The sequence below is a fragment of the Nocardia sp. NPDC055002 genome (assembly GCF_053608825.1).
The window spans coordinates 694,517-718,874 of the sequence record NZ_JBSGWE010000003.1; the positions used below are offsets into that span (position 1 = coordinate 694,517).

Below are 24,358 nucleotides of genomic sequence, written 5' to 3' on the forward strand. Positions count from 1 at the left end.
CCGCAGGCACCGCCCCAACCCCCCCTGGCGGCACCCCCCGCCGCGCACCCCCCCCACCCCCCGCGCCCGGTTGGGTGAGCCGGGCGCGGCAGCAACGTCACTCACTTGCTCAGAACCGTGAACCGGAACTTGAAGGAGCCGTCGAGGGTCTGATCGACACCGTTGACGCCCGGCTTCGACACCGCGACCTGCTTACCCGAGAGCAGCGGCAGGGTCGGCAGGAAGTTCTGCGCCAGATCGGTCTGGATCTTCTTCAGCAACTCGGCCCGCTTGGTGGGGTCGCCCTCGGTGGTCTCGGCGGTGAGCTGGGCATTGATGCCGGGGTTCTCGAAGTGCGACTGCAGGAAGTTGTTCGGGCCGAAGAACGGCGTCAGGTAGTTGTCGGCGTCCGGGAAGTCCGGGAACCAGCCGAACTGGTACATCGGGTAACCGTCGGAGGCGCGCTCCTTCTGGTAGGTCACCCACTCGGTGGATTGCAGGTTCACCTTGAACAGACCCGAGGCCTCCAGCTGCGACTTGACCGCCGCGTACTCCTCCGAGGAGCTCGAGCCGTAGTGGTCGGGGTTGTACTGCAGGTTCAGCGTCACCGGGGTGGCGACGCCCGCGTCGGCGAGGAACTTCGCGGCCGCGGCCTTGTCCGGCTTGGCGCCGTAGAGGTCCTTGAGCGGCTCGGCCGCACCTGCCATGCCCGCGGGCACGTAGCCGAAGGCGGGCTGATAGGTGCCCTTGTAGACGCCGTTGGCCAGCGCCTCGCGGTCGACGGAGGACGCGAAGGCCTTGCGTACGGCCAGCTTCTGCTCCGGGGTGTTGCCCGGCATGGTGTTCATGTTGAAGACCACGTAGCGCAGCTCGCCGCCGGGGCCGTCGGTGACCTTGACCTTGGAATCGGCCCGCAGGGAGTCGATGTCGGTGGGGGTGAACGAGCGGTAGCCGACGTCGATGGCGCCGTTCTGCAGGTCCAGCTTCAGGTTGTCGGAGGTGGCGTAGTACTTCGTCGACACCGTCGTGGTCTTCGGCGTGCCGAGGATGCCCTGGTAATCGGGGTTGGCCTGGTACTCGACGAGCTTGTTCTTGTCGTAGCTCGAGATCGTGTACGGGCCGGAGTAGCCCTTGGCCTTGACGACCTCGTCATCGGTGGCGACCTTGTCGGCCGGGAACACCGCCTCGTCGACGATGGGGCCCGCCTGGGTCGGCAGGATGGTCGGGAAGGTCTGATCGTTGGCGACCTTCAGCGTGAACGCGACGGTGAGATCGTCGACCACATCGGTCTTCTCGAGATTGCCGAGCAGCGACGCGGGACCGTGCGGATCGTTGATCTTCACCATCCGGTCGAAGGAGAACTTCACGCTCTTCGCGGTCAGCGGGTTACCGCTGGCGAATTTCAGCCCGGACTTGATCTTGCAGGTGTACACAGTGGGAGTGGTGAATTCGCACTTTTCCGCCGCGTCGGGCTTGGGCGTGGTATCGCCCGGTGCGAAGTTCAGCAGATACGAATAGATCTGGTTCTCCACCAGCAGCGAACCGTTGTCGTACGCCGCGGCCGGATCGAGCGAGAAGATCTTGTCGGTGGTACCGACGACCAGGCCCGCACCGGAGCCCGCCTCATCGGTGCGGCCGGAGCCACAACCGGCCAGCGCGGCGGCGACAGCGGCGGTAATACCCACTGCGGCAATTTGTTTCGCGCGCATACTTCGTGCCTTGTTCAACATCAGGTCCCATTCTCGAACGCCGCGCAGCCGTCGCACCCGGATCACGGAGGCGACGACTACATGGTGAGCTAGCGATATATCGAGGGACCGTACAGGTGAACCATTACCGCCCAGTTTCAAATGGTCCGAATTATTGCCGCCATGTTATGAACTAATCTTACGAAATTGCCGGTTACCGGAATTACTCTCGTACACAACACAAAAGGGGCCGATCAGGTTTATCCTGTCCGGCCCCTCTTGTGCGGCGTAGTGCGACGCGTCTTACCGACGACGCGTGTTATGGACGGCTCAGCGCGTCCACGTTGGCGTTCTCGCCGAGCAGCTTCGACTCGGCCTTGCCCGAGAGCATCCCCTCGAGCACGTTCTTGCCGATGGCGGCCTCCGGCGGCAGTTCGATCGGGTAGTCGCCGGTGAAGCAGGCGGTGCACAGGCGCGAGCGCGGCTGCTCGGTGGCGGCGATCATGCCCTCGGTGGAGACGTAGCCGAGGGTGTCGGCGCCGATGGAGCGGCGCACGTTCTCGACCATGTCGGCGTAGCTGTCGTCGGCGCCGGTGCCGTTGGCGATCAGCTCCGCGCGCGAGGCGAAGTCGATGCCGTAGAAGCACGGCCACTTCACCGGCGGCGACGCGATGCGCACGTGGATCTCGAGCGCACCGGCCTCACGCAGCATGCGGATCAGCGCGCGCTGGGTGTTGCCGCGCACGATGGAGTCGTCCACGACGATGAGTCGCTTGCCCCGGATCACTTCGCGCAGCGGGTTGAGCTTGAGGCGGATGCCGAGCTGACGGATCGTCTGGCTGGGCTGGATGAAGGTACGGCCCACATAGGCGTTCTTCATCAGGCCCTGGCCGTACGGAATGCCGGAGCCCTGGGCGTAACCCACCGCGGCGGGCGTGCCCGACTCGGGCACCGGGATCACCAGGTCGGCCTCGACCGGATGCTCCTTGGCCAGCTTGCGGCCGATCTCCACGCGGGTGGAGTGCACCGAGCGACCGGCGATCGTGGTGTCGGGGCGCGCCAGATACACGTACTCGAAGACGCAACCCTTGGGCTCGGGATTGGCGAAGCGCATGGAGCGCACGCCCTCGGAGTCGATGGCCAGCAGCTCACCCGGCTCGATCTCGCGGACGAACGCGGCGCCGACGATGTCGAGCGCGGCGGTCTCGGACGCGACGACCCAGCCACGGTCGAGCCTGCCCAGCACCAGCGGGCGCACGCCGTGCGGGTCACGCGCGGCGTAGAGGGTGTGCTCGTCCATGAAGGTGAGGCAGAACGCGCCGCGCAGCTGCGGCAGCAGCTCCATCGCGGCGGCCTCGATGCTGGAATCCGCCGAGGCGTGCGCCAGCAGCGCGGTGACGATGTCGGAGTCGGAGGTGGCGCCGGTCATCTGCGGGCGGCCATCGATCACACCGGCGCCGATCAGGCCGAGTTCGCGTGCGCGACCGGCCAATTCGGCGGTGTTCACCAGGTTGCCGTTGTGGCCCAGCGCCAGGCCGGAGCCGACGGAGGTGGTGCGGAAGATCGGCTGCGCGTTCTCCCAGGTGACGCCACCGGTGGTGGAGTAGCGACAGTGTCCGACGGCGATATGCCCCGGCATTGCCGCGAGCGTCTGCTCGTCGAAGACCTGGGAGACCAGGCCGAGATCCTTGAAGACCAGGATCTGGGAGCCATCGGAAACGGCGATTCCGGCCGCCTCCTGCCCGCGATGCTGCAGGGCGTACAGGCCGTAGTAGGTGAGCTTCGCCACGTCTTCGTCGGGAGCCCAGACGCCGAAGACGCCACACTCCTCGCGAGGGTCGTGTTCGATCTCGTCTGGGGTATTGGGCGTGGGGACGATCGTGGGATCGACGTCGGTCACCGTTTGCTCCCTGTTCGGGCGGGCTGGGGGCACTCGTCAGTCTACGGGTCATCCGCAGCGGGTAGTACGCGCGCTCGCATCCCGGCAGCAATCCACTGGTCACGAACCCGCCGATCGGCCACACAGAGCTGTTACGGTGCGCATCGTGACGACGGACGACAGTGCACACGTTGCAGCCGGTGGAACCGGGTCGGATAGTGACAACACCGGTGCGCAGCCGGATGATTCCGGGCAGGCGGCCCCCGGCGTAGCGACGTTGGCCACACCGGTCCTGGATCGACGCCACTGGGCTCGAATCGTGCTCGCGCCGACCGCGGTCCTGACCGTGCTCACCGCACTGCTCGGCTTCATGTACCTCGGCTATATCGCCGACCCGGAGAAGAATCTGCACGACTTCCCGATCGCGCTCGTCAATTCCGACGTCGGCGATGTCATGGGCTCGGGTGATCAGCGCAAGCAGGTCGATTTCGGCAAGCAGGTCGCGGATGCGCTCGTCGCGGGCGTGCCCGCCGATCAGATCGACCTGCGCGTCGTCGGAAAATCGGAGGCCGAGCAGTTGCTGCGCACCGGACAGGTGTACGGCGCGATCATCATCCCCGGCGATTTCAGCAAACGCCTGGGCATTCTCGGTACGGGCAGCATCGTGCCCGGCGAGATGGAACGGCCGATCATCACCCTGCAGTCCAACCCACGTATGGGCGCCTACGGCGTCGGGATCGTGCAGCGCATCGGCGACCGGGCGCTGTCGGAGGTCGACAAGCAGGTCGGGCTCCAGCTGACCGAGCAGGTACGGGCGACCCTGGCCGAGACACCGGCGGGCGCACCGCCGCCGGAGGTGTCCGGCGCCGCCATGATCACCCTCGAGAGTCCGATCGATGTGGTCGCGCAGGAGTTCCGTCCACTGCCGAGCGGCACCGGGATCGGCCTGACGGCGTTCTTCTTCTCGCTGCTCCTGCTGCTGGCCGGCATGGTCGGGGCGATGGTGATCCACACGATGGTCGATTCCCAGCTCGGCTTCATGCCCACCGAATACGGCCCATGGTCCGTGCACTATCCGCCGACCCCGATCTCGCGCTTTCACACCCTGCTCATCAAGTGGGGGGTTTCGGCGCTGGTCGCGGTGATCGTTTCGCTGGTGTTCCTGCTGGTGGCGAAGGTGGTGGGCATGCCGGTCGACAATCCGCTCGCCCTGTTCCTGTTCTCGACGCTCGCCATGGTCGCGGTCGGCTGGACCGCGCTGATGACGCTGGCCGCCCTCGGCACCGCGGGTCTGCTGGTGAACCTGACCCTGTTCGTCATCCTCGGTCTGCCGTCCTCCGGCGGTACCGTCCCGATCGAGGCGACGCCGACCTATCTCGCGTGGCTCGCCGAATTCGAGCCGATGCACCAGGTGTTCCTCGGCGTCCGCTCGATCCTGTACTTCGACGCCGGCTACGCGGCCGGTCTCGACCGCGGCATCTGGATGTCGCTGCTCGGCATCGCGATCGCCGTCGTTCTGGGCACGATCATCACCCGCTACTACGACTACAAGGGCCTGCACCGCAAGCACACCGCGGCCGCGTGAGCCCGGCGACCCGGTTGCCGCTACTCGACAGCCGGGTCGTCCCGCGCGGGCAGCGCCACGATCGGCAGCCACCCCGCGATCTCCCCGGCTCTGGTCCCCGACGCGCTCACCACCCCCGCCCGCACCGCGTCGTCGAATCCGAGCAGCCCGGTAGCCAGCAACAACCAGGTCCGAGCATCCGTCTCCACCACATTCGGCGGATTCCCCCGCGTATGCCGGGGCCCCTCGATGCATTGCACCGCCACGAACGGCGGCACCCGCACCTCCACCGAATGCCCCGGCGCACTCCCCGCCAGCGCCCGCGCCGTCCCCTTCACCGCGGCCCCCAACTCCCCCCGCCCCGGCACCGGCAACGCCGGATCCCGCAACCACTCCCCCACACCCAGCACCGCCGCCCGCACCTGCGCGGGATCGACCACATTCCGTCCAGCCATACCGCGAGACGCTACCGACCTCCGACAAATCGGCGGCCGCGAGCCAGCTGTCCGAATTGTCTAGCCAATTAGACTTGATTCCGTAAAATCGCCTAGACTATTCCGGGCACAACTCGCAGTCGCCTGGAGTGGTGCGGACCGTCAACAAGGCGATCGCGCAGTGCAAGGAACAATGCACGGAGGAAGCATGACCACCTACCAGATCGACGTGTCCCGAGACGACCGCTGGTGGATGATCCGAATCCCACAGCTGGACGGCGTCAACGGCAATATCGAAGGTCTCACCCAGGCACGTCGCTACGCCGACATCACCAAGGAAGCGACCGACTACATCTGCACGGTCGCCGACGTGGCCCCCTCAACTGTCGAACTCGCGATCACTGCCCACGTGGGCGGCACGGACGTGACAGCCGCTGCGGAAGAAGTTTCGCAGGCACGCGCGGAGGCAGCCCGCCAGGAAGCGCACGCCATGAAGGTCGCGACGGCGACCGCCCGACGATTGGCTGCCGACGGCGTACCGGTCCGCGACATCGGCGCTGTCCTCGGCGTGACGTTCCAACGGGCATCACAGCTGGCCAATTCCTGACCCGGCGCTTTCCGGACCCGACCTCAATCCGTTGCCCGATGGCGTGGGCAGGTGGGACTCGTCGTACATTCGTCCTATGAGTGTCACCGATCCCCTCGAGCCGGCAACGCTGCGATTGCGCGCTGCCGACGGGCTCACCCTGGTCGCGGACAGCTTCGGCGCACAGGACGGCCCGCTGGTCGTGATGCTGCACGGCGGTGGACAGAACCGGCATTCGTGGAAGCGGACGGGACGGGCGCTGGCCGCGGCGGGGATGCGGGTTGTCGCCGTCGACGCGCGGGGACACGGTGACAGCGATTGGTCACCGGAGGCGGACTACTCCAGGACCGTGATGGTCGCCGACCTGCACACCGTGCTCGAACAGCTCGGTGCGACCCGGGAGGCGGGCGCGGTGGTGGTCGGGGCCAGCATGGGCGGGATCACCGGGCTGCTCGCCACCGCGACGCCGGGTGGGAGCGCGATCCGCGCACTCGTCCTGGTCGACATCGTGCCCCGTTCGGAGTCCGCGGGCGTGGAGCGCGTGATGGACTTCCTCGGCAGGCACCGCGACGGTTTCGACACCCTCGACCAGGTGGCCGACGCGGTCGCCGCCTACCTGCCGCACCGCCCGCGTCCCGACAACGCCGACGGTCTCCTGCGCAACCTGCGTCAGCGCGACGGCCGCTGGTACTGGCACTGGGACCCCGACCTGATCAGCGACGTCAACGACGACCCGGAAGCCCGCATCGTCGAGATGGAAGCGGCCGCCGAGGCGCTCACCATCCCGGTCCTGCTGATCCGCGGCGGCAAGTCCGACGTGGTCAGCGACGAGGGCGCCGCGGCATTCCTGGCGCTCACACCGCACGCCCGCCTGGCCGAGATCAGCGCCGCGGCCCATACCGCGGCGGGCGACGACAACGACGCCTTCACCGAGGCCGTCGCCGATTTCGTCGCGACCGCCTGAGCCGGCCTACCGCCGCAGCCCGTCGACCCATCGAGCGGCGGCGGGCGCGAGCGCTCCGCCGGCATTGATCGCCAGATGCAGGAGCGCGGGCGCGGTGGCGCTGCCCGACCGGCGCCGGAGTTCGGTGAAAACGAGACCGGCGAGGGTGGTGGCCAGCACCGTGGGGGCAACCGGATCGCCTGCGGCTCTGGCCGGTCGGATGTGCCAGAGGCCGAAATCGAGGGCGCTGATCACGGGCGCGGACGATCCGGCGCTCTCGACGAGCACCGGGTCGAGGGTGCCTCGGAAGACGGCTTCCTCGGCCAGGACGGTGCCCACGGGGATGTGCAGGCCGATCCATTCGAGGGTCGATGTCTCCGGTGCGCGGACAGCGATCTCGAGCGGGAGGCGTCGCAGGGACGGGATCGACAGGGCGACGGCGTAGCCGGCGACGACGACGGCCGCACTGCCGAAACCCCAGCGGAAGCCACTGGGCGACAACCAGTTCGGGCTGCCTCGAAAGAGTTTCGTGTACCCCGTCGCGAAGGCGATGTTCGCCGCGGTGCGCCCACGCAGCCGAAGATCGAGGGCGGGAAGAATCCGATTGCTCCACAGCAGCGGAAGGGCCAGCGCGGCAACGGCTTCGAGCCTTCTCACTTCACCTCCCGCTCATAGGTTTCCGCCGATTCCAGTGCGGCACGGATGCTTTCGACGACATCGCCGTCCACCCCAGGCGGCGCTGCGACGGCCAACCACCCGTCCAGCACCAAACTCCCGTACCGGTGCCCGTGCCCGTCGACCACCCCCTGCGCGTTGGTGAGATCGGCCGTGACCTGCCAGAACGTCACGAACGGCGCCCACCGCATCTGCGTCGACACATCGGGACCGCGCGGTTCGCTCAACCAATCCGGCTGCGTGAAGATCAGATCGGCCGACCACCACACGATCGGGTCGGACGGATGTTGCAGGTAGGCGATGCGGGGTTCGCGCCACGGCTCGGCGCGATCGAGATCCGCCGCGTCATCGGCGAATCGGACGACGAGCCCGTCCGCGTACACCGGCGCCACCGCGGGCGTCCCCGGATCGCGACGGTCGACGAACTGCCGCCACAACCGATTCGAATTCGGCGGCCCGACCCACAACGCGCCATCGACCTCCTCGCGAAGATCGGCCAGCCCGTCGAACGCCTCCTCCGACCCCTGCGAACCCAGACTCTCCCCATAGACGAACAGCTTGGGCCGATGCCCCTCCGGCTGGGCCGACCACCGCTCGTACACCGCGTCGAACAGCTCCCGGCTGGCCGCGGCCGCCTTGTCCCGGTCCGACAGGAACGAGAGCACGCTGGGCAGATACGAGAACTGGGTCGCCACGATCGCCGTATCCCCGCCGTAGAGGTATTCCACGGCGCCCGCGGCCATCCCGTTGACCCAACCGGTCCCTGTCGTCGTGACCACCACCATCGCCTCGCGTTCGAAGGCTTTGGTCCGCTCCAGTTCGGCGACGGCCAGCTGCGCCGCGGTCTGGTCGCGAGTCACCGACTCCAACCCCACATAGGCCCGAATGGGTTCGCGCGCGGTCTTTCCCGTCACCTCGGTGATCGCGGCGGCGCTCGGCCCGTTGGACACGAACCACCGCCCCTCGAACCCCAGCGACTGCCACGGCGCCAGCGACCCCGGGCTCCCCGAACGCTCCGGCGCGATCGGCTGCACGGCGTACGGCGTGGCCCGATCGTTGCGCACGCTGAACGCCGAGTTGGCCACCGCGAAGAACGCCCGCGAGGCGACGCCGTTGAAGATCGTCACCGCGAGCACGACCAGCACCAGCAGCCCGGCGGCGGGCGCCACTTCGCGCGGCACCCGCACCCACCGATTGAGCTGGCGAGCCAGGCCGAGCACCATGACGCGCACCGTCCGATACGCGGCCACCACCGCCACCCCGACGGCCATGCTGAGCAGCCCGGTCCGCAGATAGGCGGGCGTGGTGGTGCCCGCCATCCCCATCAGCGAGGTGATCTCGCGCTGCCACCGCGCCGACTGCACCAGCATCAGCGCCGCCACCAGCGCGCACCCCACCAGCACGGTCGCCTTGATCGCGTATCGCAGCCGATCGGAAGGGCTCGGAATCGGAATCCGCGACCGCACCCACCGCCGGAACAACCACTCGAGCACACAGCCGAGCCCGTAACCGATCGCGGCGTTGATCCCGCTGATCAGCCCCTGGAACAGCCAGTCACGCGGCACCAGTGACGGGGTCACCGACAGCCCGAAGAACAGCGTCGCCAGCACCAATCCGACATAATTCAGATCGACGACGACCTCGACGCGCCGCAAGACCACGGCGCCGCGCGCACGCAGCATCGCGGTAGTCGAAGCGCGCTCGGTCACCGCCCCAGTATGGCGGCCGGTACCGACAATCACCGGATTTGTGACTGCGGAGCCGCTCACAAACTACGTACCGCACTCGAGTAGTTGTACGCGCGATCGCGACACCGCGGATCAGCACACTGAGAGCCATGAGCACAAACACCAAGCCGAAGAACACCTCGGCCTACATGGCCCAGGCCGCGATCGCGTTCGCTGTCAGCCTGTTCGGGACCGGCGCCGGAATCGCGTACCTGCCGCTGGACGGCTGGCAGCGCGCGTTCCTGGCGATGTCGGGCCTGTTCCTGGTGACCAGCTGCTTCACCCTCGCCAAGGTCGTGCGCGACCAGCAGGAGACTCAGTCACTGATCGGGCGGATCGACGAGGCGCGGCTGGAACAGCTGATCGCCGAACACAATCCGTTCAAATCGGTGTCGTGAGCCGAGCGGGCGGCGCCGATCGAGGGGTTCGGCGCCCCCGGCTCGTCACTTCAACTGACGTTCGGTAGCCATGGATTCTTCGAGGAACACCCGAATTCTGGCAGCCAATTCCGGTGTGTAGTCCGGTGGTTGGGCCACCGCGGCCCACGCGTCGGGCACCAGGTTGCCGTAGTTGTGGCCGTGCCCGTCCGAAACCGTCTGCGCGCGCGGCAGATCCGCGGCGACCTGCCAGAACGTGACGATGGGATACCACGACATCGCCGGTGATACGTCGGGTCCGCGCTTCTCCCGCAACCAATCCGGCTGACTGAACAGCAGATCCGGCGACCACCACACCACCGGGTCGGAGGCGTGTTGCAGGTAGGTGATGCGCGGGTCGTTCCAGGCCGGCGTCGGCCGGGCCAGCTGCTCGTCGTCGGCGGCGAACCGCACCGACATCCCGTCGGCGTAGATCGGGGTGATCTCGTCGGTGCCGGGGTCACGTCGGGCCACGAATTCCGACCACAACCGGTTGGAGTTGGGCGGTCCCACCCACAGCACGCCGTCGGTGCGATTGCGAATGTCGGCCAGACCGGAGAACGCACCCTCCGACCCCTGCGAACCGAGGCTCTCGCCGTAGACCAGCAGCTTGGGCCTGGCGTCTTCGGGCAGCGCCGACCAGCGTTCGTACACCTTGTCGAACAGCGTGCGCCCCATGGTCATCGACTTGTCCCGGTCGGACAGGAACGACAGCGCGCTGGGCAGATACGAGTACTGCGTCGCCACCAGCGCGGTGTCGCCACCGAACATCAACTCGATCGCCTCGGCACTGGTCGTATCGACCCAGCCGGTGCCGGTGGTGCTGATCACCACCAGCACTTCGCGTTCGAAGGCCTTGGTGCGGTCGAGTTCGGCGATGGCCACATCGGTCTGCGCCTCGACCCCGTCCGCGGATTCCAGCCCCGCGTAGACCCGAATCGGTTCGCGCGCGGGCTTTCCGGTGACCTGCCCGATCGCGAGAGCGGTCGGCGCGTTCGCCACGAACCATCGACCCTCCGAACCCAGGGTATCCCACTCGGCCAGCGACTCAGGGCTGCCGGAGCGTTCGGGCAGCGTCGGCTGGACCGCGTTCGGTGAGGTGTGACTGTTGCGCGCGCTGAACGCCGAATTGGCGACGGCGAAAAAGCCTTTCGCCAGCACACCGTTGAACAGCAGCACCGCGGCCACCAGAACGACGATCACCCCGAGCGGTCGCGCGAACGCCGCCGGAATCCGCACCCACTGGTTCAGCGCCCGCGTCACCGCGCGCACCAATCGCACCACCAGGCGTGAGATCCAGATCAGCAGACCGACCACCACCGCGCCGACCAGCACCGTCCGCGGATACCCCGCGTCGGACACCGGCTCCATCCCCATCAGATCGGTGATCTGCCGCTGCCACTTCGAGGACTGGATACTCATCAGCACCGCGAAGATCAGGCACGCCACCACGATCGCGCTCTGCAGCGCCACCACCAGCCAGCTCGGCCGCCGGGCCCATGCCGTGCGCACCTGCTCGGGCCAGGTGATCCGCGGCGCGACCCACCGACGCCAGGCCCACGCCAGTAAGCAGCCGAGCCCGTAGCCGATCGTCGCGTTGATGCCGCTGACCAGCCCCTGGAAGAACCAGTCACGCGGCAGCAGCGAGGGAGTCAGCGACAGCCCGAAGAACAACGTCGCCATGATCAGGCCGGCGTAGTTGGGATGAAAAAACCTCTCCACCAGGTGAATTCCCCTGATGAAGAGGTTCTCGCGCACTGCCGGTGCGGAAGCCGAGCTCGTATCCTCCGTGGTCACAAGCTCGACTCCTCTGTTGATCAGGCGGAATCTGTTTCGCCTGCCCGGGCGGCCTACGTGGTAACGCTGCGCTACCGCCGCCGGCCGCTGACCGATCAGGCGGTGTGCGCTCCGAACAGCTTAGGCAGCGTGCCTTCGAATGCCTCGCGCAATTCGGCGAGTGTCACGGAGAACTGCCCCTGCACCTCGACCGAATCCGAACCCTGGTCCACCACGCCGATGCGCACCCACGGCAGCTGCCGCGCGTCACACATCTTGGTGAACCGGGTCTCCTCCGAACGCGGCACCGCGACGAGCACGCGCCCGGCCGACTCGGAGAACAGCTGCACGAACGGGTCCGAGCCCTCGGGGAGCACGATGCGGCAACCGGTTTCGCCTGCCAGCGCCGCCTCGATGACGGTCTGCGCCAGACCACCCTCGGACAGGTCGTGCGCGGCGGAGATCATGCCGTCGCGCGAACCCGAGGTGAGCACCTCCGAAAGCAGCTGCTCGCGGGCGAAGTCGACGCGCGGCGGCACGCCACCGAGGTGGTCATGGGTGACCTGCGACCAGATGGAGCCGTCCAGCTCGTCGCGGGTCTCGCCGAGCAGGATCAGCGACTCGCCCGGCTCGAGGCCGAGGCCGGTCGGGATGCGGCGGTGCACATCGTCGATCACGCCGAGCACGCCGACCACCGGGGTGGGCAGGATGGCGTCCTTGCCGGTCTGGTTGTAGAAGCTCACGTTGCCGCCGGTCACCGGAATGCCCAGCGCCGCACAACCATCCGCGAGACCGCGCACGGCCTGCTGGAACTGCCACATCACGCCCGGATCCTCCGGCGAACCGAAGTTCAGGCAGTTGGTGACGGCCTTGGGGGTGGCGCCGGTGGTGGCGACGTTGCGGAACGCCTCGGCCAGCGCCAGCTGCGCGCCGGTGTACGGGTCGAGCTTGGTGTAGCGGCCCGACGCGTCGGTGGCCAGGGCGATGCCGCGGCCCGAGGACTCGTCGATGCGGACGACGCCCGCGTCGGCGTGCTCGGCCAGCACGGTGTTGCCGCGCACGTAACGGTCGTACTGCTCGGTGATCCACTTGCGGCTGCACAGCTGCGGGCTGGCGATCATCGTGAGCAGGGTCTCGCGCAGCTCGTCGCCGGTCTTCGGCCGGGTCAGGGTGGCGGTGGTGTCGGCGATCAGCGCGTCCTGGGTATCGGGGCGCTGCACGGGGCGCTCGTACACCGGGCCCTCGTGGGCGACGGTGCGCGGCGGCACGTCCACCACGGTCTCGCCGTGCCAGGTGATGACGAGGTGGTCGCCGTCGGTGACCTCACCGATGTCGGTGGCCAGGACGTCCCACTTCTTGCAGACGGCCATGAACGCGTCCACGTTCTCCGGCGTGACGACCGCGCACATGCGCTCCTGCGATTCGCTCGACAGGATCTCGGCGGGGGTCATGTGCGTGGCGCGCAGCGGGACCTTGGTCAGGTCGATGTGCATGCCGCCGTCGCCCGCCGCGGCGAGTTCGGACGTGGCGCAGGACAGCCCGGCGCCGCCGAGGTCCTGGATGCCGACGACCAGCCCGGCCGCGTACAGGTCGAGACAGCACTCGATGAGCACCTTCTCGGTGAACGGGTCGCCCACCTGCACGGCGGGCAGCTTCTTGCGGCCGGTGCCGGACTCGTCGCCGGAGAAGGAGTCCGAGGCGAGCACGGACACGCCGCCGATGCCGTCGAGGCCGGTACGCGCGCCGAACAGGATGATCCGGTTGCCGTTGCCCGAGGCGAAGGCCAGGTGCAGGTCTTCCACGCGCATCGCGCCCGCGCACAGCGCGTTCACGAGGGGGTTGCCCTGGTAGGAGGCGTCGAACACGGTCTCGCCGCCGACGTTGGGCAGGCCGAGCGAGTTGCCGTAACCGCCGACGCCGCGCACCACACCGTCGACCACGCGACGGGTGTCGGGGGCGTCCGCCGCACCGAAGCGCAGCTGGTCCATCACCGCGATCGGGCGCGCGCCCATGGCCATGATGTCGCGCACGATGCCGCCGACACCGGTGGCCGCGCCCTGGTACGGCTCCACGTAGGACGGGTGGTTGTGGCTCTCCACCTTGAAGGTGACGGCCCAGCCGTCGCCGATGTCGACCACGCCGGCGTTCTCGCCGATCCCGGCCAGCATCGAGGCCTTCATCTCGTCGGTGGTGGTTTCACCGAAGTAGCGAAGATGCACCTTGGAGGACTTGTAGGAGCAGTGCTCGCTCCACATCACCGAGTACATCGCCAGCTCGGCATCGGTGGGCCGACGGCCCAGAATCTCCTTGATGCGGGCGTACTCGTCGTCTTTGAGACCGAGTTCCTTGTACGGCTGCGGAGCATCCGGGGTGGCTGCGGCGGTAGCGACGGTGTCGACCTGCAGTGTCACGGGAGACCAGGGTCCTTTCGGCCGGGGGGAACTTGATCTGCAGAGTCTAATGGTTGCGAGGTAACCGCCTGCCGCCCGTACTGCCCTCACGCTGGGGAGGCGGCCGGATTCGGTCTGGTCACACTTGCGGTTGGGCCGTTGGGGTACCCATTACTCTGGCGCTGTGAACGAAAGTCCGGGGGTTACCGAGCAGGTCGAGCCGCGTATTCCCGATCCCGACAACCCGGACCGCCAACGACGCTGGCTGACCGCCGCCATCGGTTTGTTCGTGGTCTCCGCCGCCGTCGCCCTGCTGGCGCACTGGTGGCACGGGTTCATCGACCTGCAGGTCTACCGCAACGGCGCGCGGGTGTGGCTCGACGGCGGCGACCTGTACGGCCCGATGCCGCCGGTGTACGGGCTCGGCCTGCCGTTCACCTATCCCCCGCTGGCCGCGATGTTCTTCGTGCCGCTGGCGCTGATGCCGCTGGTGGTCGCCGAGGTCGTCGTGCTGCTGACCTCGCTGGCGAGCCTGGGGATCGTGCTGTGGCTGGTGCTGGTTCGCGTGCGCCCCGAGCTCGACCGGATCTCGGTGCTCACCGTGCTGATCGCCGGGCTCGGCCTCGCCCAGTACCTCGAACCGGTCCGCCAGACCTTCAACTTCGGCCAGATCAACCTGATCCTGATGGCCGCGGTCGCCCTCGACATTCTCGTGCGCAAGCCGTTCTGGCCACGCGGGATGCTGATCGGCATCGCGGTGTCGATCAAGCTGATTCCAGCGGGTTATCTGCTGTACTTCCTGCTCCGCCGGGATTGGAAGGCCGCGGCCACCATGGTCGTATCGGCCGCGGGCGCGGTGGGCGCCGGCTTCCTGCTGTTCCCCAAGGACTCGGTCGAATACTGGTTCCACACCGTCTCCGACACCGGCCGCATCGGCACGCCCTACTTCGCGGGCAACCAGTCGATCAAGGGCACGCTGTTCCGCCTCGGCATGAACGAATCGCTGGCGACGGGCCTGTGGCTCGGTCTGTCGGCGGTCACCATCGCGCTGGCCGCGGTGTGGATGTACCGCCTGATCGGCGTGGGCAACGAGGTCGGCGCGCTGCTGGTGAACGCGGCGGCGGTGCTGTTGGTCTCACCGGTGTCGTGGTCGCATCACTGGGTCTGGGTCGCGCCCGCGCTGGTCGTCGCGGTCAGCCTGGCCGTTGCTCGCCGCTCCCGCGCCTTCACCACCCTCGTCGCCCTGTTCACGGTGATGTTCATCGTGGGCCCGCAGTGGGTGTTGCCACATTCGGGCGACAAGGAACTGGCCTGGGCCTGGTGGCAGCAGATCATCGGCAGCAGTTATGTGTGGACCACGTTCGCCGTGATCGTCTACGCGGTGCTCACCTACCACCCCAGCCGGAAGTCCTCGGCCGCACCGGAACTCGCGACGACCTGACCTCGGCGGCCATCGAGGCCGAGCCGATCCCCTGCCGCCGTCAGTCCGTCGCTTCCGGAGTGAGGAATGCCGCCAGGGCCGAGGCGTAGGCGGGGACATCGGCGGCGCCCATGAGTTCGCGGCACGAGTGCATGGCGAGCTGGGGTGCGCCCACGTCGACGGTCGACATGCCGGTGCGAGCCGCCGTCATCGGGCCGATGGTCGAGCCACAGGGCAGGTCGGCCCGGTGGACATACCGTTGCAGCGGCACGCCGGCCTGCGCGCACGCGAGGGCGAACGCGCCCGCGCCCGCCGCGTCGGTGGCGTAGCGCAGGTTCTGATTCACCTTGAGCACCGGCCCACCGCCGACCTCGATGCGGTGCGCGGGCTCGTGCCGGTCCGGGTAGTTCGGGTGCGTCGCGTGCGCCATATCACCGGAAGCGACCACCGAACCGGCCAGCGCGGCAAGGTAATCCGCGCGCCCACCGCCACGGGCCAGCACGATCCGCTCCAGCACGGCGGGCAGCAGATCCGATTGCGCCCCGCGATCGGACTGGCTCCCGACCTCCTCGTGGTCGAACATCACCAGCACCGCCGTCGCCGCACCCGGCTCGTCGGCGGCTGCGAGGAAGGCCTGCAATCCGGCGTAGCAGGTGCCCTGGTTGTCGAGCCGCGGCGCGCTCACCAGGTCGAGGTCGCGACCGACGATCGTGCTCGACGCGAGGTCATGGGTCATCAGTTCCCAGCCGAGCACATCGGCGCCGTCGACCTCGGCCCGCTCGGCGACGAAGTCCAGGAACGAGGCGGGCGCGTCACCGATCCCCCAGATCGCGTTCACATGCCGCTGCGGGTCGAGGGTGACCCCGCGCCGGTCCTCGGACAGGTGGATGGCCAGCTGCGGCACCCGCAGGATCGGCTCGTCGATCCGCACCAGCACATCGCGCATCCGCGCGCCCTCGCGCACACTGAGCCGCCCCGAGAGACCGAGCTCGCGGTCCAACCAGGAGTTCAGCCAAGCCCCGCCGTACGGCTCGAGCCCGACGAGCTGCCACCCCGCCCCGGCCAGATCGGGATGCTGCTTCACGCGCAGGTTGGGGCTGTCGGTGTGCGCGCCGACCACCCGGAACGGAGCAGCGGGCACGGCGTCGTAATCAGCCCACGCGATCAGCGAACCACCGCGCACCACATAGTGTTTGCCGCCCGCGTCGTCCCACGCCGAGGCCTCCGTCAACGGCGTGAAACCGTTGCCGTCCAGCTCGGCCGCCACCGTCGCGCACACGTGGAAGGGCGAGGGTGACGCATCGATGAAGGCACACAATCCGCTGGCCGTGGCCGCTGTCAAGGAAACCGGCATCCTGCGATCCTAGGCACGATGCCGTGCCCCGGCACCCCGCCCCGGAATACGCGCTCGGATCAGTCGTCGCGTTCGGCGATCACCGCGAGCGCGGCCAGTAATTCGCCGTAGCGGCGATTCCCCAGGCGGCAGCGTAATTCTTCCTCCGCGAGCTTTTCCTGCGCGCGGATCCTTGCGGCCAGTTTGGCCCCGAGACTGCTCAAGCCGATCAGGATCCGGCGACGATCGTCGGTGGCGGCGACCCGGAAGATCAATCCGCGTTCGGCGAGATTGTCCGCGTGCCGGGTGGCCGAGGACGGGGCCAGCCGCGCCTGGGCGGCCAGTTCCGACATCGTCATCCCGTCGTCGGTGGACAGCTGCGACAGGATCGCCCAGTGGTCGGCCGTGAGATTGTCAGCCGACAGCGCCGATTCGAGCCTGCCTACCCAGTTGCGCTCCGCGGAGCGCAGGGCGCCGTGCAGCGTGGAATACCCACTTATGATGGACACCGATTGCATTCCCACCTACCGAGAAATTCATTCGAACAATCCTGTTCGCACTAGGCGATAGAGTACAGAATGCCCTCGTCAGGCCAGAGCCGGGATGAAACGATCGAGATTCTCTCGATCGTGCCCACCCAAGGCCCGGGCGGCATCATCGCGCCATCGTGTACCGCGGCCATTTCCCTGGCAGTAGACGAAATCAATAGCGGCACAGGAATTCTCGGCCGTGAAATCCGTCTCACCACCCTCGACGGCGGCCGCGAACCACACGAAGTCGCCGCCGAGGTAGCGGCCTTCCTGGCTACCGGAATGGTCGGCGCGATCACCGGTTGGCACACCTCCGCGGTACGTCGCGCAGTCGCCGAGGCCGTGGACACCCGCGTTCCCTATCTCTACGCCACCGACCACGAGGGCCTGCCCGACGAACGCCCCGGCGTCCTGCTGGTGGGCGAACATCCCGCCCACCAGACAGTTCCCGCGGCCGCGTGGATGGCCCGCGAACTGGGAGTGCGCCGCTGGGCGGTCATCGGCAACGACTACATCTGGCCCCGCCGAACCGCCCGTGCCCTGCGCCGGTCCCTGACCGATCCGTACGACATCATCGTCGAGCACTACGTGCCGCTCGGCACCACCGATTTCGGCGACTTCCTGGGCAACCCGACGCTGCTGCTGGCCGACGCGGTCCTGATCCTCATGGTCGGCGCCGACACCGCCCGCTTCAATCGCCAGTTCGCCGCCACCGGCCTGCCCGCCATGATGCCCCGGCTCAGCCCGGCGGTCGACGAGAACGTCCTGCTCAGCGCGGGGCCGTCAGCGAACGCCAACCTCTATGTGGCGTCGAGTTTCTTCATCGACAACCACAGCGCCGAAGGCCGCGCCCGCCGCGCCCGCTATCACCGGCATCAGGGTCGATTCGCCCCCGCGCTGACCACTTTCAGCAACTCCACCTACGAGGCGATCCACCTGCTGAACACCCTGGCCGACACCACCGGCACCCTCGACGTGAAAACGATCATCGCCGCGTCGGAAACGGGCCTGGTACTGGACGGCCCGGCCACTCGACGGGGATTCCTGGGCAATCAAGCAGTAGGCCCCGCCCACCTGGCTACGGCGAACGGGGTCGACTTCGACATCATCGACACGCTCTAGTGCCGATGCGGGGCTGTCAGGCCTTGACGAAACTATCGATCACCGAGAAGAACATGCCGAGACCGTCATCGCTGGGTCCGGTCAATGCCTCGGTCGCGTGCTCGGGGTGCGGCATCAAACCGACAACCCGCCCGTTGGCCGAGGAGATCCCGGCGATCCCGCGCTGCGAACCGTTCGGGTTGTCACCGGCGTACCGGAACACCACGCGACCTTCGCCTTCGAGCTCGTCGAGCACCTTCTCCGAAGCCTGGAAACGCCCCTCGCCCGACTTCAGCGGGACAAGAATCTGGGCACCCGGCTCATACCGCGAACTCCACGCGGTATCGGTCGCCTCGACCTTCAGCCACTCGTCGCGGCAGATGAAGTGCAGTCCCTCATTACGGGTCAGCGCACCCGGCAGCAGCCCGGCCTCACACAGCACCTGGAATCCGTTGCAGATACCGAGCACCGGCAGACCCTGCCCGGCGGCGCGGACGACCTCGCCCATCACCGGCGCGAACCGTGCGATCGCCCCACACCGCAGGTAGTCCCCGTAGGAGAACCCACCGGGCACGATCACCGCGTCGACACCCTTGATATCGGCATCGGCATGCCACAGGCTCACAGCCTCGGCGCCGGCCAACCGCACCGCGCGAGCGGCGTCGACATCGTCGAGCGTGCCCGGGAAAGTAATAACGCCAATGCGTGCGCTCATGCCTCCGCCTCGCTGGCGCTCGGCTCCGGCATGACCGCATGGGCGGCTGTGCCTATTGTGAGCTCGCTGCGCTCCCTCATGAGACCCGAACGACCTTCCAGTCCTCGATCACCGTGTTCGCCAGCAGCGCCTCGGCGATCTGCTCGAGCTGGGCGTCCGACACACTGTCGTCCACCTCGAGCTCGAATCGCTTGCCCTGCCGCACATCCGAGATTCCGGCGAATCCCAGACGCGGGAGCGCGCCGACCACGGCCTGTCCCTGGGGGTCCAGAATCTCGGCCTTCGGCATGACCTCGACCACGACTCGTGCCACGCGTTGCTCCTCAAGTGATGTGGGGGTTACCTCGGAAATCTTAGTTGACCGGGCCGTCGTGCCCGCGTTCCGGGGTCACGGCGGCTTAGCATCGGGTATGCGCATCGCCCACTTCGGTCATTCCTGCATCCTCGTGGAACTGCACGGCGTGAAAGTGCTGTTCGACCCCGGAACCTTCGCGCACGGGTTCGAGGGCATCACCGGCTTGGACGCGATCGCGGTGACCCACCAGCACCCCGACCACATCGATCCGAACCGGATCGGCGATCTCATCGAGAACAATCCCACCGCCCGGCTGCTGTCGGATCCGCAGACCGCGCAGCAGCGCAGTGAGGGCTGGGAGCCGGTGTCGGCCGGTCAGGTGCTCGATATCGGTGACTTACAGATCACCGGCGGCGGCGGCAGGCACGCGGTGATCCACCCGGAGATCCCGGTGATCGACAACACCGTCTTCCAGCTCGGCACCGAGGCCGACCCCGCCCAGCTGGTCCACCCCGGCGACTCGCTCTGGGTGCCGCCGGTCCCGGTCGGCGTGCTCGCGATCCCCGCCGTCGCCCCGTGGATGCGCATCGCGGAGGCCGTCGACTACCTGCGCGCCGTCAATCCCCGCACCGCGGTGCCCATCCACCACGGCATCATCGCCCCGTCGGCCCAGGGCATCTACTTCGGCAGGCTGACCGAGATGGCCCCGGCCGGCACCGAGTTCCGCGTACTCGAACCCGAGGACCAGGGCCAGTTCTGATCAGCGGTAGCTGGTCAGGAACAACGCCTCGGCCAGTGCCATGTGCTCGATCTCGCTGGGGTCGACGCTTTCGTTGGGCGCGTGGATCAGGCATTTCGGCTCTTCGACGCCGATCAGCATGATCTCGGCCTTCGGGTAGGTGTCGGCGAAAACATTGCACAGCGGAATCGACCCGCCCTGTCCCTCGGTGGTCACGTCGCGACCGTAGGAGGTGGCCATCGCCTTCTCCATGGCCGAGCGGGCGGGGCCCTGTGTGGACGCGACGAACGGTTCGCCGAGCGCCTCGAGCTCGATGTCGAGCTCGGCGTTCCACGGCACGTGCGCGCGCAGGTGCTTCTCCAGCAGGTCATAGGCCTGCTTGGGCTCGGTGCCCGGAGGGATGCGCAGGTTGAGCCTGGCCCTGGTGCTCGGCTGGATCGCCGCCGACGACCCGACCACCGCGGGCACGTCCATCCCCAGCACGGTCAGCGCGGGCCGCGCCCACAGCATGTCGGACACGGTTCCGTCGCCGAGCAGGCCGACACCGTCGAGCACACCCGCGTCCGACCGGAAGTCCGCCGACGGATACTGCGCGCCGGTCCACTTCTGGTCGTCGGTGAGTCCGTCGATCGTGGTGTTGCCCTCGGCATCGCGCAACGACGACAGCAGCTGGATCATCGCGGCGAGCGCGTCGGGCGCCGGTCCACCGAACATTCCCGAATGCATCGGCCCTTCCAGCGTTGTCACCGTCAGCACCACATTCACCATCCCGCGCAGGGTCTGGGTGAACGTCGGCACCCCCACCGCGAAGTTGCCGCAGTCGGCGACCAGGATCGCATCCGATTGCAGCAGAGCGGGATTGGCGACGACGAACTGCTCCAGGCCGCCGGTGCCCTGCTCCTCCGACCCCTCCGCCACCACCTTGATCCCGATCGGGAAGTCGGGTCCGATCGCGCGCAGAGCGGTCAGATGCGTGACGATATTGCCCTTGCAGTCGGCCGCACCGCGCCCGTACCAGCGCCCGTCCTTGTCGGTCAGCGTCCAGACCGGTGTCTTCCACGCGGCATCGTCGAGCGGGGGCTGCACGTCGTAGTGGCAGTACAGCAGCACCGTCGGCGTGCCGGGCGGCCCCGGCTTCGACGCGATGACGGCTTTGCTGCCGTCGGGCGTCTCGTGCAGGCCCACCTCGGTCAGCCCCGCCGCGGCGAACGCGTCGGCCACCCACTGCGCGGTCCGCTCACACCCTTCCGGCGGGAACTGACGCGGGTCGGCGACGGATTCGAACGAAACAAGCTGGGCCAGGTCCTTTTTCGCCTGGCCCATCAGCCCGGAAACCTTGCCGCGCAGCGCCGTCACATCGTCGGTCATCTCTTCGCGCCTCACTTCGTCGTATCGTCGAGCTTCAGGGTCTCGAGATGAGAAAGGTAGTCCTGCAAGCGATCCGGGCAGTAGGTGGCGATCGTGAGCGCCACCGCCTCGGTGGTGTCGCGCGGGCCGATCACCGGACGCTGTCCGGGTCCGGCCGCACCGTTGGTGATCGAGGCCTGGTATTTCGCCTTGATCATCGGCGAACTCGGGTCCTGACAGACCGACCCGCCGTCGTCGCCGAGCGCGTCGGCGATCACGCTCGCCTCCGGTGCGGGCAGACCGGCCGCGACCAGACTGTCGTGCAGCTGTTCGGCTTTCGCGCTCGCCTGGGTGTTCTCGCGGATCGCGGTGAAGGTGAACAGCCCGATCAGGGCGAACACCACGAGCAGCACACCTGAGGTGATGTAGATCCAGCGTCGCTTGTGGTCGGGGGCGTCTCCGGTCGTCATGCCTGCTGCCCTTCCGGTACGGCGAATTTCCAGCTGTCCCTGCGATTTCGGTAGAACAGGTACGGGATGAGCAGGCCGACGATGCCGAGACCGCCACCCACGATGAGCACGTACACCCACGGACTGCCCGAGCCGAACTGCGAAGGCGGCACGAAACCGATCGTGAACGCGGCGATCGAGGAGGCCGCGCCGAGCGCGCACAGCGCCATCAGCGCCGGCGCCCGGTAGCCGCGCGGGTGGTCCGGATCGTCGCGACGCAGCTTGGCGGCCGCGGCGAACATCAGCACGTACATGATCAGATACACCTGTGTGGTGATCACCGACAGAATCCAGTACGCGCTGGAGACATTGGGGATGAAGGCGTAGAGCAGCGCGATCAAGGTGGTGAACACACCCTGCGCCACCAGCATGTTCTGCTGCACGCCGTGCTTGTTGAGCCGGGTCAGGAACGGCGGCAGATATCCCTCGCTGCGCCCGATCAGCAACAGGCCCTTGGACGGTCCGGCCAGCCAGGTGAGCATGCCGCCGAGCGCGGCCGCCACCAGTGCGATGCCGACGATCGGGGTGAGGAAGCCGATCCCGAAGTGGCCGAAGAAGGCGTCGAAGGCCTGCATCACTCCCGCGGTGAGACTCAGGCTGGCCGAGGGCACCACCCAGCTGATCGCCAGCGCGGGCAGAATGAAGATCACCAGCACCAGGGCCATGGCCAGGAACATCGCCTTCGGGAATTCCTTGGCCGGGTTCTTCAGCGACGACACGTGCACCGCGTTCATCTCCATGCCCGCGTAGGACAGGAAGTTGTTCACGATCAGCACCAGGCTCGCCAACCCAGCCCAGGCCGGCAGCAGGTGCGACGAATCCATCGGCGCCGCGGACTCGTTGCCCTGCGCGAGGAAGACCAGCCCGAGCACGACCAGCACGGTGCCGGGGATCAGCGTGCCGATGACCAGGCCCATACTCGACAGCCCGGCCACGGTCTTGGTGCCCTGCGAGGACACGTACACACCCGCCCAGTACACGGTGATGATCACGATCGCCACGTACAGGCCGTTGGATGCGAGCGACGGATGAATGATGTAGGCGAAAGTGCTCGCCACATAAGCGAGCAAGCTCGGATAGTAAAAGATCGTCATGGCGAATTGGCACCAGACGGCAAGAAATCCGAGCGGCTTACTCAATCCCTCACTGACCCATTGATACACGCCGCCCTGCCACCCGGACGCAAGTTCCGCGGCGACCAGCGAGGTCGGCATCAGAAACAGAATCGCGGGAATGACATAGAGGAATACACAGGCCAATCCGTACACGGCCATTGTTGGCGCTGATCGCAGACTCGCCACCGAACTCGTGGTCATCAGCGCCAAGGTCACCCAGGACATATATTTCGTCGTCGTCGCGACTTTCGTCGACGTGCCCGTCATCAGCGCTGCCTCCTGCTGTGTTCACACAACTAGCGGAAACCACTCGATCAACTGATGAATCATAAATCGGGCAGGGAGGTTTCGAGGCCACCGCCGCGCGCTGATCGCCGGTACGCGCGCGGCGGTGGCGGTCAGGCGGCTCGGACAGCCGGGTAGGGCTCCCAGCGGTACACATCGCTGTGGGCGCCGTGATAGAGCGCGAGGTCGACCGCGTCGAGCACGGCCTGGCGCGGACCCGACCGCTGCAACTGCGCCGCCGACACCGCCAACCGCAGCACGCCGCCGCGTCGAGCGGTGCGCGCGGCGCCCATCACCAGCGCCCGGCACCACCATGGCTCGGCACGGAAGCCCTCCCCGATCCCGTACACCCGAGCACGCTGGGCGACATCACGCTCCAGGTCGAGCATGGTGGTGAGCCCGAATGCCATGCGGAAGCCCACGTCGGGCAGCGCCGCCAGCGCACCGTTCGAAGCGTCCCAGCGCGGCGCGGCGAACAGCCGGGTGCGCAGCTGCACCCGCTCCATCACCCGATCGGCGGCCTTGAGCCGCAGCGTCGCCTCGTGCCGGGGCAGATCGGCGAACTCCGCGCGCCGCGCCTTGGTGGCGGCCTGGTCGTAGCCGTGCAGCACGATCGCGTCGCCTTCGAGGCGCCGCCCGCGCAGCCACGACTGCGTCGCCGGGTCGTCGACCAGCCGGTACTTGCCCTTCAACCGCGGCGCGACCAGCAACGACAGGCGCACGCCCCGCGCGTCCATCTCTCCGGCGAATTCGATCGCGGCATCGCGAGTCGTATCCCGGATCCCCGACACCGAAACGATCAACTCAGCGTTCATGTACCCACGGTGACAGCTCGAGGTGACGCCGGCGTGCTACCCCGATGACGCCACGACGAATTCCAGCGCACTCCTCACCACCCCGGCCAGTGCAATA

22 protein-coding genes are annotated in these 24,358 nt (G+C 67.7%); 7 read left to right on the forward strand and 15 right to left on the reverse strand.

The genetic code is table 11. The annotated features are described in order from the left end of the window. Positions 1 to 101: 101 nt before the first annotated feature. Positions 102 to 1,688, reverse strand: coding sequence for an ABC transporter substrate-binding protein (locus ACWF99_RS15365; RefSeq protein WP_378631781.1), 1,587 nt, complete (start codon positions 1,686 to 1,688; stop codon positions 102 to 104). A 298-nt stretch (positions 1,689 to 1,986) separates the two neighbouring features. Continuing rightward, positions 1,987 to 3,567 carry an amidophosphoribosyltransferase gene (gene purF / locus ACWF99_RS15370; protein ID WP_378631779.1) on the reverse strand — a complete coding sequence of 527 codons (1,581 nt, stop codon included), beginning with the start codon at positions 3,565 to 3,567 and terminating at the stop codon, positions 1,987 to 1,989. 145 nt (positions 3,568 to 3,712) lie between these two features. Between purF and ACWF99_RS15375 the strand changes: the two genes are divergently transcribed. Beyond that, on the forward strand, positions 3,713 to 5,131 hold the full coding sequence (locus ACWF99_RS15375; RefSeq protein ID WP_452536369.1) for a YhgE/Pip domain-containing protein: 1,419 nt from the start codon (positions 3,713 to 3,715) through the stop codon (positions 5,129 to 5,131). Positions 5,132 to 5,151: 20 nt separating this feature from the next. Here ACWF99_RS15375 and ACWF99_RS15380 read toward each other — a convergent pair whose 3' ends face one another. After that, positions 5,152 to 5,565 carry a sterol carrier family protein gene (locus ACWF99_RS15380; protein ID WP_452536370.1) on the reverse strand — a complete coding sequence of 138 codons (414 nt, stop codon included), beginning with the start codon at positions 5,563 to 5,565 and terminating at the stop codon, positions 5,152 to 5,154. A 187-nt stretch (positions 5,566 to 5,752) separates the two neighbouring features. Between ACWF99_RS15380 and ACWF99_RS15385 the strand changes: the two genes are divergently transcribed. After that, on the forward strand, positions 5,753 to 6,151 hold the full coding sequence (locus ACWF99_RS15385) for a HicB family toxin-antitoxin system (protein ID WP_101464595.1): 399 nt from the start codon (positions 5,753 to 5,755) through the stop codon (positions 6,149 to 6,151). 76 nt (positions 6,152 to 6,227) lie between these two features. Further along, on the forward strand, positions 6,228 to 7,094 hold the full coding sequence (locus ACWF99_RS15390; protein ID WP_378631770.1) for an alpha/beta fold hydrolase: 867 nt from the start codon (positions 6,228 to 6,230) through the stop codon (positions 7,092 to 7,094). A 6-nt stretch (positions 7,095 to 7,100) separates the two neighbouring features. Here ACWF99_RS15390 and ACWF99_RS15395 read toward each other — a convergent pair whose 3' ends face one another. Continuing rightward, positions 7,101 to 7,730 (reverse strand): CPBP family intramembrane glutamic endopeptidase, encoded by a 630-nt coding sequence (locus ACWF99_RS15395; RefSeq protein ID WP_452536372.1) that lies wholly within the window; start codon positions 7,728 to 7,730, stop codon positions 7,101 to 7,103. Further along, complete coding sequence (locus tag ACWF99_RS15400) at positions 7,727 to 9,457, reverse strand: alpha/beta hydrolase (RefSeq protein WP_452536374.1); 1,731 nt, start codon at positions 9,455 to 9,457, stop codon at positions 7,727 to 7,729. Before ACWF99_RS15400 ends, ACWF99_RS15395 begins: the two co-directional genes overlap by 4 nt. A gap of 128 nt (positions 9,458 to 9,585) precedes the next feature. Between ACWF99_RS15400 and ACWF99_RS15405 the strand changes: the two genes are divergently transcribed. Then, positions 9,586 to 9,873, forward strand: a complete 288-nt coding sequence (locus ACWF99_RS15405; RefSeq protein WP_056818759.1) for a YiaA/YiaB family inner membrane protein — start codon at positions 9,586 to 9,588, stop codon at positions 9,871 to 9,873. Between the two features lie 45 nt (positions 9,874 to 9,918). Here the strand turns inward: ACWF99_RS15405 and ACWF99_RS15410 are convergent, their stop codons facing one another. Further along, positions 9,919 to 11,688 (reverse strand): alpha/beta hydrolase, encoded by a 1,770-nt coding sequence (locus ACWF99_RS15410; RefSeq protein ID WP_452536375.1) that lies wholly within the window; start codon positions 11,686 to 11,688, stop codon positions 9,919 to 9,921. A 95-nt stretch (positions 11,689 to 11,783) separates the two neighbouring features. Further along, positions 11,784 to 14,078, reverse strand: a complete 2,295-nt coding sequence (purL, locus tag ACWF99_RS15415; RefSeq protein WP_378631763.1) for a phosphoribosylformylglycinamidine synthase subunit PurL — start codon at positions 14,076 to 14,078, stop codon at positions 11,784 to 11,786. A gap of 163 nt (positions 14,079 to 14,241) precedes the next feature. Between purL and ACWF99_RS15420 the strand changes: the two genes are divergently transcribed. Further along, positions 14,242 to 15,498, forward strand: coding sequence for a glycosyltransferase 87 family protein (locus tag ACWF99_RS15420; protein WP_378631761.1), 1,257 nt, complete (start codon positions 14,242 to 14,244; stop codon positions 15,496 to 15,498). Positions 15,499 to 15,538: 40 nt separating this feature from the next. Here ACWF99_RS15420 and ACWF99_RS15425 read toward each other — a convergent pair whose 3' ends face one another. Together ACWF99_RS15425 and ACWF99_RS15430 are read right to left on the reverse strand one after the other, a co-directional pair. Beyond that, on the reverse strand, positions 15,539 to 16,831 hold the full coding sequence (locus ACWF99_RS15425; protein WP_378658054.1) for a M18 family aminopeptidase: 1,293 nt from the start codon (positions 16,829 to 16,831) through the stop codon (positions 15,539 to 15,541). Positions 16,832 to 16,890: 59 nt separating this feature from the next. Beyond that, a complete protein-coding gene (locus tag ACWF99_RS15430; RefSeq protein WP_378631758.1) occupies positions 16,891 to 17,328 on the reverse strand; it encodes a MarR family winged helix-turn-helix transcriptional regulator in 438 nt (145 codons plus the stop codon). 60 nt (positions 17,329 to 17,388) lie between these two features. On the opposite strand from ACWF99_RS15430, the gene ACWF99_RS15435 reads away from it, so the two are divergent. After that, positions 17,389 to 18,462: a substrate-binding domain-containing protein gene (locus tag ACWF99_RS15435; protein ID WP_452536377.1), complete on the forward strand. Its 1,074-nt coding sequence runs from the start codon at positions 17,389 to 17,391 to the stop codon at positions 18,460 to 18,462. A 16-nt stretch (positions 18,463 to 18,478) separates the two neighbouring features. Here ACWF99_RS15435 and purQ read toward each other — a convergent pair whose 3' ends face one another. Together purQ and purS are read right to left on the reverse strand one after the other, a co-directional pair. Continuing rightward, on the reverse strand, positions 18,479 to 19,156 hold the full coding sequence (gene purQ / locus ACWF99_RS15440) for a phosphoribosylformylglycinamidine synthase subunit PurQ (protein WP_378631755.1): 678 nt from the start codon (positions 19,154 to 19,156) through the stop codon (positions 18,479 to 18,481). Between the two features lie 76 nt (positions 19,157 to 19,232). Next, complete coding sequence (purS, locus tag ACWF99_RS15445) at positions 19,233 to 19,469, reverse strand: phosphoribosylformylglycinamidine synthase subunit PurS (RefSeq protein ID WP_056818769.1); 237 nt, start codon at positions 19,467 to 19,469, stop codon at positions 19,233 to 19,235. A gap of 97 nt (positions 19,470 to 19,566) precedes the next feature. Between purS and ACWF99_RS15450 the strand changes: the two genes are divergently transcribed. Next, positions 19,567 to 20,211, forward strand: a complete 645-nt coding sequence (locus ACWF99_RS15450; RefSeq protein WP_378631753.1) for an MBL fold metallo-hydrolase — start codon at positions 19,567 to 19,569, stop codon at positions 20,209 to 20,211. Here the strand turns inward: ACWF99_RS15450 and ACWF99_RS15455 are convergent, their stop codons facing one another. The 4 genes from ACWF99_RS15455 to ACWF99_RS15470 form a co-directional block, all read right to left on the reverse strand. After that, complete coding sequence (locus ACWF99_RS15455) at positions 20,212 to 21,558, reverse strand: M20/M25/M40 family metallo-hydrolase (RefSeq protein WP_452536379.1); 1,347 nt, start codon at positions 21,556 to 21,558, stop codon at positions 20,212 to 20,214. A gap of 11 nt (positions 21,559 to 21,569) precedes the next feature. Further along, complete coding sequence (locus tag ACWF99_RS15460) at positions 21,570 to 22,007, reverse strand: hypothetical protein (RefSeq protein WP_378631750.1); 438 nt, start codon at positions 22,005 to 22,007, stop codon at positions 21,570 to 21,572. After that, positions 22,004 to 23,428, reverse strand: coding sequence for an APC family permease (locus ACWF99_RS15465; protein WP_378631749.1), 1,425 nt, complete (start codon positions 23,426 to 23,428; stop codon positions 22,004 to 22,006). Before ACWF99_RS15465 ends, ACWF99_RS15460 begins: the two co-directional genes overlap by 4 nt. A 131-nt stretch (positions 23,429 to 23,559) precedes the next feature. Continuing rightward, positions 23,560 to 24,261, reverse strand: a complete 702-nt coding sequence (locus ACWF99_RS15470) for a DUF2334 domain-containing protein (protein ID WP_378658062.1) — start codon at positions 24,259 to 24,261, stop codon at positions 23,560 to 23,562. Positions 24,262 to 24,358: the final 97 nt, after the last annotated feature.

Excerpts from the sequence above, each read along its gene's own strand:
- ACWF99_RS15405 (WP_056818759.1), top strand. The coding sequence starts at position 9,586 with ATGAGCACAAACACCAAGCCGAAGAACACCTCGGCCTACATGGCCCAG.
- ACWF99_RS15390 (WP_378631770.1), top strand. The coding sequence starts at position 6,228 with ATGAGTGTCACCGATCCCCTCGAGCCGGCAACGCTGCGATTGCGCGCT.
- ACWF99_RS15460 (WP_378631750.1), bottom strand. The coding sequence starts at position 22,007 with ATGACGACCGGAGACGCCCCCGACCACAAGCGACGCTGGATCTACATC.
- ACWF99_RS15430 (WP_378631758.1), bottom strand. The coding sequence starts at position 17,328 with ATGCAATCGGTGTCCATCATAAGTGGGTATTCCACGCTGCACGGCGCC.
- ACWF99_RS15380 (WP_452536370.1), bottom strand. The coding sequence starts at position 5,565 with ATGGCTGGACGGAATGTGGTCGATCCCGCGCAGGTGCGGGCGGCGGTG.
- ACWF99_RS15365 (WP_378631781.1), bottom strand. The coding sequence starts at position 1,688 with ATGCGCGCGAAACAAATTGCCGCAGTGGGTATTACCGCCGCTGTCGCC.
- ACWF99_RS15385 (WP_101464595.1), top strand. The coding sequence starts at position 5,753 with ATGACCACCTACCAGATCGACGTGTCCCGAGACGACCGCTGGTGGATG.
- ACWF99_RS15425 (WP_378658054.1), bottom strand. The coding sequence starts at position 16,831 with ATGCCGGTTTCCTTGACAGCGGCCACGGCCAGCGGATTGTGTGCCTTC.
- ACWF99_RS15435 (WP_452536377.1), top strand. The coding sequence starts at position 17,389 with ATGCCCTCGTCAGGCCAGAGCCGGGATGAAACGATCGAGATTCTCTCG.
- ACWF99_RS15450 (WP_378631753.1), top strand. The coding sequence starts at position 19,567 with ATGCGCATCGCCCACTTCGGTCATTCCTGCATCCTCGTGGAACTGCAC.
- ACWF99_RS15465 (WP_378631749.1), bottom strand. The coding sequence starts at position 23,428 with ATGACGGGCACGTCGACGAAAGTCGCGACGACGACGAAATATATGTCC.
- purQ (WP_378631755.1), bottom strand. The coding sequence starts at position 19,156 with ATGAGCGCACGCATTGGCGTTATTACTTTCCCGGGCACGCTCGACGAT.
- ACWF99_RS15455 (WP_452536379.1), bottom strand. The coding sequence starts at position 21,558 with ATGACCGACGATGTGACGGCGCTGCGCGGCAAGGTTTCCGGGCTGATG.
- ACWF99_RS15470 (WP_378658062.1), bottom strand. The coding sequence starts at position 24,261 with ATGAACGCTGAGTTGATCGTTTCGGTGTCGGGGATCCGGGATACGACT.